Source organism: Flavobacterium bernardetii (genome assembly GCF_011305415.1).
GTDB lineage: Bacteria > Bacteroidota > Bacteroidia > Flavobacteriales > Flavobacteriaceae > Flavobacterium > Flavobacterium bernardetii.
Window position 1 is genome coordinate 863,151 of the sequence record NZ_JAANOQ010000001.1, and the last position, 12,178, is coordinate 875,328.

Sequence of the window (12,178 nt, forward strand, 5' to 3'; positions counted from 1 at the left end):
CGTTAAAGATTTTTTTTGCTAAATAGGTATAGTTAACTTATTTAAAAGATCCTATTTTGGCATTTATAAAATCGTTTTTTAATTCCTCAATAATGGCTTCATCATCAATTGTGGATGGGATTTGGAAATTTTCTCCATCTACAATACTTCGCATTAATTTTCTTAAAATTTTTCCGGAACGTGTTTTTGGTAATCTTTGAACGATAATTACATCACGTAAAGATGCTACAGCGCCAATTTGTTCACGAACTAATTTTACAACTTCGTGTTGCAATTGAAAATGTTCCATGTTTTCACCAGATTTAATAACCACTAACGCAAGAGGAATTTGTCCTTTTAATTCATCATTAATACCAATAACAGCACATTCTGCAACGGAATGATGAGAAGAAACAATTTCTTCCATTTCAGCAGTGGATAATCGGTGACCCGCCACATTGATTACATCATCTACCCTACCTGTTATAAAAATATAATCTTCATCATCTTTAAATCCGCCATCACCAGAAAAATAATAACCTGGAAATTTATTCAAATATCCTGCTTTGAATCGTTCGTTATCTTTCCATAAATCCAACATCGTTCCAGGAGGTAATGGTAATTTGATGACTACATAACCTTCTTCATTCGGACCTAATTCTTCTCCATTTTCATTAAAAATTTGAATGTTATAACCTGTGACAGCTTTTCCTGCAGAACCAGGTTTTATAGGTAAAAACTCCACTCCCATCATGTTTGCAATCATTGGCCAACCAGATTCCGTTTGCCACCAATGATCGATGGCTGGAACAGGAATATGTTGTTGATACCATTCTAAAGTTGCTATATCACAACGTTCACCGGCCAAAAATTGCGTTCTTAAACTTGATAAATCGTACTGTTTGATAAATTCGCCGTTTGGATCTTCTTTTTTGATGGCACGAATAGCAGTTGGAGCGGTAAACATCACATTTACTTTATGCTCAGCAATGACTCTCCAAAATGTACTTGCATCAGGAGTTCGGATTGGTTTCCCTTCGAAAATTATAGTTGTATTTCTGTTAATTAGTGGTCCGTAAACAATATAACTATGTCCAACTACCCAACCAACATCTGACGCTGCCCAAAAAACTTCATCAGGTTTTACACCATAAATGTATTGCATTGAATATTTAAGTGCCGTTGCATAACCGCCTGTATCTCTGACAATTCCTTTTGGTTTTCCAGTCGTACCAGAAGTATATAAAACATATAAAGGATGAGTGGCTTCTACTGGAACACAAGGTGCTTCTTCAGAACCATAAACTAAAGCATCATAATCAACATCGTACTTTTTAAAGGGAATTCTGGCTCCCAATTTTCTATTTAAAACGATAACTTTTTTAGGTTTATGTTCCGCTAATTCGACAGCTTCATCCACTAAAGGTTTGTAAGCAATTAATCGGTCGATTTCAATTCCAGAAGACGCTGTAATAACTACTTTAGGTTTACAATCGTCAAGTCTTATTGCTAATTCATGTGGTGCGAATCCACCGAAAACTACTGAATGCGTTACTCCAATTCTAGCGCAAGCTAACATCGCAAAAGCAGCTTGAGGAATCATTGGCATATAAATTACAGCCGTATTTCCTTTTTTCAAACCTAAAGACAACATGCCACCAGCTAATTTAGCCACTTCCGTTTTGACTTCATTGTATGTATACTTTTTAACAGTTTGTGTTACTGGTGAATCATATATTATAGCAATATTTTCTCCAAATCCATCTTGAATATGTTTATCTAAAGCTAAATAACAAGCATTAATTTCACCATCCGCAAACCAAAGTGGATAGTTATTTTCATCTGTAGATAAAATTTTTGAAGGTTTTTTATACCATTCTATTTGATTGGCTTGTTGTGCCCAAAACTTTTCAGGATTTTGCGTGCTTTCGTTATATAATTCTTGATAATTCATTATTTCTATTGCTTTATTTTCATATTAATAACGTAAATATAACGAATATTATTAAGCCTAAGAAAACAAACTTGCTAAAAAGGTATATATGAATTTATCGAAAAATCATAAAAAAAATGCTGAAGAAAAAATCCTTCAGCCTTTTGAAACTATTTATTTATTTTAAAGGAGTTCTAAAACTGTTTCCACTACTTTTTTAATGGAAAAGGGTTTGGTTAAATACGCATCTGCACCTAAAGCCATTCCTTTTTCTATATCGCTAGCCTTATTTTTTGCAGAAAGAAAAATCACTTTAGTATGTGATAAATTAGCATCTTTTCGAATTTGTTCTAACGTGGCATACCCATCCACCATTGGCATCATCACATCTAAAATAATTACATCTGGAAAATCCGTTTTAACAATATCCAATGCTTCCTGACCATCACGTGCAATAAACACTTCAAAATTATTCTTTTTGAAAGTATATTCCAATGACATTACTATGTTTGGTTCGTCGTCTACAATTAAAATTTTCTTCATAATTATACGGTTTCTGTATTCTTATTTTTTGGTAAAGTGAAAACAATACAAGCGCCTTTAACGGTTTGCTCTGCCCAAATTTTACCTTTGTGATATTCCATAATTTGTTTGCAAATGGCTAATCCTAATCCGCTACCAACAGGTTTCTTAATATTTTGATTGGTAGATTGATAAAACTTATCAAAAATAACCTCAAAATCATCGGGATGGATTCCTTTTCCATTGTCTTGCACGAAAGTATGAATAAAATTATTCTTTTCCTTGATTTGAATGGTAATTAATCCGTCAATTTCTGGGCAAAACTTGATCGCATTTGATAATAAATTAGTTATCACTTGAACAATTCTATCTTCATCATAAAAAGCATTTACCTTTGATTTACTTTCTATATGAACCGTAATGTGCTTGTTTTTAATTAATTGCTGTAAAGGTTCAATTGATTTTTCAATAGTAACAACCAAATTATTTTGAGTTGGATGAATGGTTTGTTTCCCCGTTTCAAATTTTTCTAAATCGAGAATTTTATCAATTAACCGATTTAATCGATCTGATTCTGAAATGATATTCTGTAAAAATTGCTTTTTAAGTTCCTCTGGAATTTCGTCATCATCGTGTAAAATCTCACTTGCAGCACGAATAGCCGTAATTGGCGTTCGAAGTTCGTGTGTAACGGTGTCTAAAAATTCGTCTTTTTGCTGGTCTTTTATCATTAACGACTCGTTAGCATCTTGTAATTTAGCTGTGATTTCCTTTAATTCATTAGAGGTTTCTGTTAGTTTTTTATTAACAATTATGTTTTCTTTCGATTCTTCTAAAATTTTTAATACTTCTGGTAAACTAATTTTTTCTTCTTTAACTACACTTGAAATTAAAATTCTCGCGGAAGCTGTTCCAATATGTCCGGTTAATAAATTTTCGGAAAACTTAATTAATCGGGCATCTGCCAATTCTATATTTTTATCAACGTTATATTTTACGTTGAAAATATTCATAGCGCGTTTGGTTCGTTCTTCGCCTAAAAATCGAATTAATACTTTCTCAATATCATTTCTGTAAGCCGTTCCTTTCCAGATAAATGCATTTTCGTGATTGGTGATGTATTTGTTGATATCTACAAACATTTCTGCATAATTTCTTTCTCGATAATTTCCTTTAAAACTCACAGAAACAGCAAAATACGTAACTGAATTGAAAAGTAAACTCCAAAATAAAGCGTGTGGAATTGGATCTAAATAATCTAAACCGAATAATTGAAAAGGCTTTAATAATTCGATATTTAAAAAACCGTTAGAAATAAAGGTGCTTTGACTGTTGGTAATTCCGATACTATATGGAATTAACAACGTGAACAAGCAAAAAATAAATCCGATAATTATACTATAAATCGCACCTAAACGAGAGCCTCTTCTCCAAAATAAAGCTCCGAAAAAAGCAGGTGCTAACTGTGAAATCACAACAAAAGCAACCATTCCGATGGAAACTAAATTATAATTTAATCCAAAATATCTGTAAATGAAATACGAAAGAATAATTAACAAAAAGATGCCTATTTTTCTACTGTTCAAGATGCTTTTATTACTAATTGTTTCTGCACTTTTTAGTTTTCCAAGTAAGTTATAGGGAATTAATATATTGTTAGTTACCATTGTTGAAAGTCCAATTGACGAAACCACAATCATTGAAATCGCAGCTGAAAATCCGCCAAGAAAAACCAAAACCGTTAAAATTCTATTATTGAATAATTGTGGAATTAATAAAGAATACACATCGGAATTTACATCTTGACCGTCGAACAAAATATTTCCACCCCAAGCTATTGGATAGACGAAAATATTGAATATCAACAAATACAAAGGAAACAACCAAACTGCTGTATTAATGTGCTTTTCGCGATTGTTTTCTATAACTGAAACTTGAAATTGTCTCGGTAATAAAAATATAGCAAACATAGAAAGCACACAAAGTAGAAACCAGTTTATGGCTTGAGGCAAACCACCGATTGTGTTTTTTTCTTTGAAATTTTCTAATAAACTTGCTTTTTGGTAGATGTCGTCAAAACCATCGAAGACAAAAAATGTTACGTAAACGCCTATGATTACGAAGAAAACCAGTTTTAAAACACTTTCCATTGCCACGGCAGTTACGATTCCTTTTCTTTTTTCGGAAGCATCTACATAACGTGTTCCGTAATAAGACGCAAATAAAGCTAATGCAACAGCCACATAAGTTGTGGTATCATCAAAAATTAGAGAATTGATTGGAGTTTTTGTTACGATATGAAACGTTTCAGCAATGGCTTTTAGTTGTAAAGAAATGTAAGGAATGATTCCTGTTAAACAAATTACAGTAACAATTGCTCCTAAAAAACGGCTATTTCCGTATCGTAAAGAGATAAAATCGGCTATACTTGAAATTTTATTTACTCGCGAAATTCTAATGATTTTCTTTAGAATTAAAATCCAAGACGGTGCAATAATTATTGGACCTAAATAGATTGGAAGAAAACTTAAGCCACTATCAGCTGCTACTCCGACACTACCATAATACGTCCAAGCTGTACAATAAACAGCTAAAGATAATGTATAAACGTAAGGATTATTTGTCCATTTGCTGTTGTTATTTTTTTCTGCCCAATGTGCGATATAAAATAAAATGGCCAAATAGATGGACAAAATTATAAGAAGAATAACGCTATTCATTGTATCGAATCATAATATATAAGGAAACTAAAATAGAAAGTAACCAAGTGGAAAAAATGAAAATATAACTACTTGGAAATCCAAAAACATTTCTGGAAGAATCAAATAGTAATACAATTGGCATATTCAAACAAATGAGCAATACAATTGAAACGATAACTAATTTCTGTTGGTGTCTTTTTTTCATATTAATTGCCGCAAAGGCACTAAGGCGCTAAGTTATATTTTATAAACTAAATTATTGGTTTGACTAATTTACATAAAGTTTTTAAAACACTACTGATTTAAATGCATAAAAGCTCTTAAATGAATAAGAGCTTTTAGTAACAAAAAATAAATTAAATCAAATTAATCTTCATATTCGTTTTTAAATGAATACCATCCGAAAATAGCTAATCCAGAAACGATTAAAGGTAATAAAACGAAGAAAATAATAATTGCAAAAACTAAATCTTCTTGTTTTCCTGTTGAAAATTTTCCTCCGAAAATTTCATAACTATAATAGGCTACGGCAGCGGAAAGAGCCATCCAAACTATACCTAAATATTTTTTTATTGCGTTCATATTTTTATGTTTTTAGTCGTGAAGAGTATTAATTTTTCTGTCAATGTAAATCATTCCGATTACGAAACAAACTGCTGCAATACCGATTGGATACCAAAGTCCTTCTAAGTAAAATTCTGGGTTTCCAGCATCTTTAGCCGAAGTTACGAAATAAGTTGAAATGGCTGGTAGCAATCCACCGAAAATACCATTTCCAACGTGATACGGTAACGACATTGATGTGTAACGAATTTTCACTGGGAACATTTCTACTAAGAAAGCTGCGATTGGACCATACACCATTGTTACAAAAATAACCTGAATAAACACTAGGAAAACTAGCATCCACTTGTCGCTACTATTTATAGATTTCGTAACTTTTGTTTCAATTTTATCTTTTCCTTTATCGTCAAGCATTATTTTACCTGCTTCGAAATGTTTAGTTTGAATTTCTTCAACGGCAGTTCCGTCGGTATATGTTTTTGTTGTTGTATAAATGGAATCCATTTTTGTGGCATCAATTTCTTTCATTGATGGAACTACTTTTGTATTCGCTACAACTTCAGTTTTTAAAGTTAAATCTGTAGTTTTATACATTTGCTTGTAAATAGGTCTGTATAATAAAATCGCAATTAACATACCACCCATCATGATGTATTTTCTACCTATTTTATCACTCAACCAACCGAAGAAAATAAAGAAAGGTGTACCTAAAATTAAAGCAATTCCTAAAAGCATATCTACTTGAGAAGAATCTACACTCATAACAGTTTTCAGGAAGTTCATGGCGTAAAATTGACCTGTATACCAAACAACACCTTGACCCATTGTAGCTCCAAATAAAGCTAATAATACAAATTTTAAATTGTATTTGTTTCCGAAACTTTCTTTTAACGGATTTGTACTTGTTTTTCCTTCTTCTTTTGCTTTTGCAAAAACTGGAGATTCATGCATGTTTTTACGAATCATGTAAGAAACTAAAACCATTAAGATAGAAACCCAAAATGGTACTCTCCAACCCCACTCGTCAAAAGCTTCTTTTGATAAAGTGCTTTTTGTAATTAAAATCACCATTAATGAAATGAATAAACCAACAGTAGCAGTGGTTTGAATCCATGAAGTCCAATATCCTTTTTGGCCAGCTGGAGCGTGTTCAGCTACATAAGTTGCTGCGCCACCATATTCACCACCAAGCGCTAAACCTTGTAATAAACGAAGTACAAGAACTAATAAAGGTGCCATAAAACCAATCGTTTCATAACTTGGAATACATCCAATAAGGAACGTGGCTCCACCCATTAAAAGCAGTGTTACCATAAACGTATATTTACGTCCAATAATATCTCCTAAACGTCCGAAGAATAAAGCTCCGAAAGGACGAACTACGAAACCAGCAGCAAATGTTGCTAAAGTAGATAAGAAAGCTGCTGTTGGATTATCTGATGGGAAAAATTTTGTTGAAATTACAACGGCTAAACTTCCAAAGATGTAGAAATCGTACCATTCAATCATTGTACCCATTGAGGAAGCAGAAATAACTTTCCAAATTCCTGTTGTTTTTTTATCGCTCATATTTATAAATTATTAAGTTGGTTTTATTTTTAGAAAGAATAGGCACATGAAATCATAAATCTCATATTAGAAACGTCTTTTTTATTTAAATTTGCAGTTCCGTCACCATTAGCGTTTAAATCGCCCCAAGTTGCTCCAGTATATTCAATTTCTGGAGTGACTCTAAATTTATTTTGTTTGAAATCTACTCTTCCTGAAACTCTCATTACTTGTTCTACAACTCTAGTTCCTGCAACGCCTCTCATGTAATATTTAACTGTTTCACCTGCTGCTAAATTTCTTGAAGTTCCGTCATTAGTCGTCATTCCAAAAAATAATCCTGGCGCTACTTTTTTGTTATTACTAGCAATATCAATCCAATAAGCAGTAGTTTTTGATGATTCATACTTTTCAACTTGTCCAGCTTGTGTATAGCCTACAAATCCACCTAACATAACTAAATTTGCCATATCAGTTCCAGTAATTCCATATGCTTTTACAGAAAATTTATCGTTTGAGTATTTTGCATATCCCACAAAAGAAGTACTGTTTGCTTTTTCGTTAGAAACTTTTCCACCTGATTCTGTTAAAGGTTGTAAAGATTTAAATTCTGCTCCCAAACCTGCAATCCAATTTTTGTTTTTAAATTGTAATTGTCCGTGAATTGTTGGAACTGATGAATTAATTGATGCTGAATTTTGAGTTCCACCTGTGGCAGTTTGAGTAGTAAATTCTCTTTCTTTGTAAGCTGTTATAGCTCCTGAGAATTCTTTTGTGAAATTTTGTTTTAATCTAACTTGCGAAGCCCATCCGAAAGGGTTAAATAAGATTCCTGTGCTAAAATTGGCTACACCTGGAAATACTTCTGGAATAAAAGTTGGATACCAAGTTTGACCCATTAATAAAGACGTTTTTGACCAATCCAAATTTACGTGAGCATGTCTTAATCGCAATAATCCAATTGTAGATTCTGTGTTTCCGAAGAAATCACCTTCTAAAGTTCCTGAAATTTTAGCTCCCCAAACATTTGGGCCTTTAACTTTCGCTCCCAAACGAGAAACTACTGAAAGAAAATTGGAAGCTCCTGTGTCATTTAAATCTGCTCCATTAACATCTAAAACTTCGTCTAGAGGATATAAATTTAAATTGTATTCTCTTACTTGTGCTGATTTTCGGGTATCCCAAATGTAATCCGTTCTGATAAAGCCGTACCAGCTTACGTCCCATTCTTTTTCTGTAGTAGCAGTTGTAACCACTGGTGCAACTACTGGCGCTGGTGTTGTTTGCGAAAAGCCGTAGTAGGAGGCTGCAAAACAACATAAGGTTAGTATTTTTTTCATAATTAAATATTGATTAGTATTTGTTTAGTGGAGCCAAATTCTAAAAAATAACACATGAAAAAAATTTTGATATATATATGTGTTAACAAGTATAGTTAATCTTTGAAACGTTCCCATTTTATTAGCATAAACTTATCGCCTAGTTCTGTAATAATCATTCCAGCACCCGACAAAACATCTTTATTTTTAAGGAATTCTACTAATTCAAGATGGTTAAAAATTTTATAAGTAGGATGATAATTAGAATTTTCAGGTTTTTTGATTTTAAATTCTTTCACCCAATTACTAATTGAAACATGTGAAACCCCGATAATACGTTCTATCTCTCTGAAACTTAATCCTTCTAAATATAATTGAAGTGCTTTTGTTACGTAATAATCGTCAATTTTCTTACCTAATTTATTAACACTAAAGAAGTAATTGCAAGATTTACACAAATATCTTTGTCTATTTTTGACAATTCCACTCTTAACTATCTGATTATTTTGACATTTTGGGCAGGCTAAAATCTCCATATATATAAATTTTGCATAAATATACTAATTTAGCAAGATAATAAAAATAGAATTCACAAAAAATTCATTATTTATTTTCATTACCCTTAAAAAAACACACAATTATTTATACAAAGCACAAAAAAAGCGCAACAAGTGCGCTTTTAATAATTTATAGGATTAGAATTTTACTAATACTGTAATAATTCTTTTAAATCTGTTTCGAAACGTGCTTTTGGCAAATATTGATCTTCAATTGCTTTTACGAAAGGAATTGGAGATTCTAAACTACCAACTCTTTTCACAGGAGCATCTAAATATTGGAAGCAGTTTTCCATAATTAATGCAGAAATATCACTAGACATTCCACCAAATAAAGTGTCTTCTTGTAAAATGATACATTTTCCTGTTTTTTGTACCGATGCGAAAATTGATTCCGTATCTAAAGGTTGAAGCGTTCTTAAATCTAATAAATCAGCAGAAATTTCTGGATTTTTAGCTAAAGTATCTAAAGCCCAATGTACTCCAGCACCGAAAGAAATAATTGTTACATCGTTTCCTTCTTTAATTAAAGATGCTTTTCCGAAAGGAATGGTGTAATAATCTGTTGGTACATCTTGATACACACTTCTATATAATTGTTTATGTTCGAAAAACATAACTGGATTTGGATCATTAATTGCAGTATTCAATAAACCTTTCACATCGTATGGAAATGCTGGATAAACTACTTTTAAACCTGGTGTTTTTGTAAACCAAGCCTCATTAGTTTGAGAGTGAAAAGGTCCGGCTTGCGTACCACCACCACAAGGCATACGGACTACAACATCAGCTTTTTCATTCCAACGGTAATGTTGTTTCGCTAATAAATTTACGATTGGATTGAAACCTGTAGAAACGAAATCGGCAAATTGCATTTCCACAATGGCTTTATGTCCGTTTATAGATAATCCCATTCCTGTTGAAACTACAGCACTTTCACAAATTGGTGTATTTCTAACTCTTTCTTTACCAAAAGCATCTACGAAACCTTCTGTAATTTTGAAAGCACCACCATATTCAGCAATATCTTGACCCATAATAACTAAGTTATCATGACGTTCCATAGATTGTTTTAAGGATTGAGAAATCGCATCTACCACTCTAATATTTTCTTTCGCATCAGAATGATTAAATTCTTCATGCGTATATGGCATGTAAACGTCGTTTAATTCTTCATGCAAATCGGCTACAACTTCTGGAGCAGTTTGTGTAATTGCCCAATGCTCGTCGATTTCAGCTTTAATTTCTGCACGAATTTGATCATCTACTTCTTCAGATAAAACACTTGTTTCTTTTAAATACACTCTGAAGTTTTCAATAGGATCTTTTTCCGCCCACATGTCCATTAATTCTTGAGGAACATATTTTGTACCACTCGCCTCTTCATGTCCGCGCATTCTGAACGTTTTGAATTCTAGTAAAACAGGACGAGGATTTTCAGTCATTGACGCTTTTAAAGCAGTAATTTTCGTGTAAACGTCTAAAATATTATTTCCATCAATAATGTGGCTTTCCATTCCGTAACCTACACCTTTATCTGCCAAGTTTTCACAACGATATTGTTCGTTAGTTGGCGTTGAAAGTCCATAACCATTGTTTTCAATTACGAATAAAACTGGTAAATCCCAAACTGAAGCAATGTTTAAAGCTTCGTGAAAATCACCTTCAGAAGTTGCGCCTTCACCAGTGAAAACAGCCGTTACTTTTCCGTTTTGTTTTAATTTATTAGCTAAAGCGATTCCGTCTGCAACACCTAATTGTGGGCCTAAGTGCGAAATCATTCCGATAATTTTATATTCTTGCGTTCCGAAGTGGAAACTTCTATCGCGACCTTTAGTAAAACCAGTAGCTTTACCTTGCCATTGCGAAAATAAACGATGTAAAGGAATTTCACGAGAAGTGAAAACTCCTAAATTTCTGTGCATTGGTAAGATATATTCATCTTTATCCAAAGCACAAGTAATTCCAACAGAAATAGCTTCCTGGCCAATACCTGAGAACCATTTTGATACTTTACCTTGACGTAAAAGGATCAACATCTTCTCTTCAATTAGTCTTGGTTTTACTAATTTTTTATATAAATGAATTAATTCTTCGTTAGTTAAATTCTGTCTTTCAAAAGTCATAATTGTTGTTGTAAAATTTTGTTCAAAAGTAATAAAAATAACATTTTAAAAGAATTTTGTTAGGATTTTATTTTTCTAAAAAGTGAATTTATTTTTCACTTTTTAAAACCCTCAAATTTTTTATCTATTATTTGAATACAAATGTTTCTGTAAAAAAAACAAATTTAAGATTTGAATCTTTAATTGACGTTAAAATTGATAAAAAACTTCTAAGTTCTAACTCCCTACTTCTAACTTTTTCTATCTTTGCCAAAATTAATTTTATAGTACCATGACATTACGTTGGAGATTAGCCTTTTATATATTTGGATTATTAATTGGATTTTATTTTGTTGGAGAATTTTTATCAGCAAAAGCAGAATCAAGAGGAGTTACCTTTTGTTATTTCCCAAATTGCAGAGTTATTAAAGATATTAGAAGTAAACCTTTTAAAACTTCTGCCGCCGTGGACAGCATTTTGGCTAAAAAAATAACTAATCTTAAAGAAATTGATGTTGCTATTTCTAGAGGAGATGTAGATTTTGATAAAAGTAACCTTCCATACAAACATGGAAAGAAATATATTATAGATTCTCAATTACCTGGTAATAAAAAAGTTACATTTACTATAATAAACAAAACGAATCAAGTTGTTTTGGAGGAAATAAAATTTAATTAATTATTTTATATTTTTACTAGGAAATATAAAAATTGAGTGTATATTTGCACTCGCAATACGGAAGTAGCGCATTTTATTGGGGCAATTAGCTCAGCTGGTTCAGAGCACCTCGTTTACACCGAGGGGGTCGGGGGTTCGAACCCCTCATTGCCCACCAATATTTAACTCCTTAAGAAATTAAGGAGTTTTTTTATGTCTAATTTTTAAAAATTACTCAGTTGATTCAGACATCCCGATGTATTATTTTAGAAACCGACGGAGTTGTATTGA

The 12,178-nt window shown here is 32.2% G+C and carries 9 protein-coding genes and 1 tRNA gene; 2 read left to right on the plus strand and 8 right to left on the minus strand.

Translation table 11 applies throughout. The features are described from left to right. Nucleotides 1-37 precede the first annotated feature (37 nt). The 8 genes from G6N05_RS04215 to G6N05_RS04250 form a co-directional block, all read right to left on the minus strand. Complete coding sequence (locus G6N05_RS04215; protein WP_317167474.1) at nucleotides 38-1,942, minus strand: propionyl-CoA synthetase; 1,905 nt, start codon at nucleotides 1,940-1,942, stop codon at nucleotides 38-40. A 153-nt stretch (nucleotides 1,943-2,095) separates the two neighbouring features. Continuing rightward, entirely contained in the window at nucleotides 2,096-2,455 is a 360-nt protein-coding gene (locus G6N05_RS04220; RefSeq protein ID WP_166125296.1) for a response regulator transcription factor, read from the minus strand. Between the two features lie 2 nt (nucleotides 2,456-2,457). Next, a complete protein-coding gene (locus G6N05_RS04225; protein WP_166125297.1) occupies nucleotides 2,458-5,154 on the minus strand; it encodes an ATP-binding protein in 2,697 nt (898 codons plus the stop codon). Between the two features lie 348 nt (nucleotides 5,155-5,502). Further along, nucleotides 5,503-5,718, minus strand: coding sequence for a DUF6814 family protein (locus tag G6N05_RS04230; protein ID WP_166125298.1), 216 nt, complete (start codon nucleotides 5,716-5,718; stop codon nucleotides 5,503-5,505). A gap of 12 nt (nucleotides 5,719-5,730) precedes the next feature. Further along, nucleotides 5,731-7,269, minus strand: coding sequence for an MFS transporter (locus G6N05_RS04235; RefSeq protein WP_166125299.1), 1,539 nt, complete (start codon nucleotides 7,267-7,269; stop codon nucleotides 5,731-5,733). Nucleotides 7,270-7,298: 29 nt separating this feature from the next. Further along, nucleotides 7,299-8,588: a hypothetical protein gene (locus tag G6N05_RS04240; RefSeq protein WP_166125300.1), complete on the minus strand. Its 1,290-nt coding sequence runs from the start codon at nucleotides 8,586-8,588 to the stop codon at nucleotides 7,299-7,301. Nucleotides 8,589-8,683: 95 nt separating this feature from the next. Next, complete coding sequence (locus tag G6N05_RS04245; protein WP_091313709.1) at nucleotides 8,684-9,103, minus strand: transposase-like zinc-binding domain-containing protein; 420 nt, start codon at nucleotides 9,101-9,103, stop codon at nucleotides 8,684-8,686. A gap of 170 nt (nucleotides 9,104-9,273) precedes the next feature. Next, nucleotides 9,274-11,250 carry an alpha-ketoacid dehydrogenase subunit alpha/beta gene (locus G6N05_RS04250; protein WP_166125301.1) on the minus strand — a complete coding sequence of 659 codons (1,977 nt, stop codon included), beginning with the start codon at nucleotides 11,248-11,250 and terminating at the stop codon, nucleotides 9,274-9,276. A 271-nt stretch (nucleotides 11,251-11,521) separates the two neighbouring features. Here G6N05_RS04250 and G6N05_RS04255 point away from each other — a divergent pair, with 271 nt between their 5' ends. Then, nucleotides 11,522-11,908, plus strand: a complete 387-nt coding sequence (locus tag G6N05_RS04255; RefSeq protein ID WP_166125302.1) for a DUF4258 domain-containing protein — start codon at nucleotides 11,522-11,524, stop codon at nucleotides 11,906-11,908. A gap of 79 nt (nucleotides 11,909-11,987) precedes the next feature. After that, nucleotides 11,988-12,065: transfer RNA gene (locus tag G6N05_RS04260), tRNA-Val, on the plus strand. The last annotated feature ends 113 nt before the right edge of the window (nucleotides 12,066-12,178 follow it).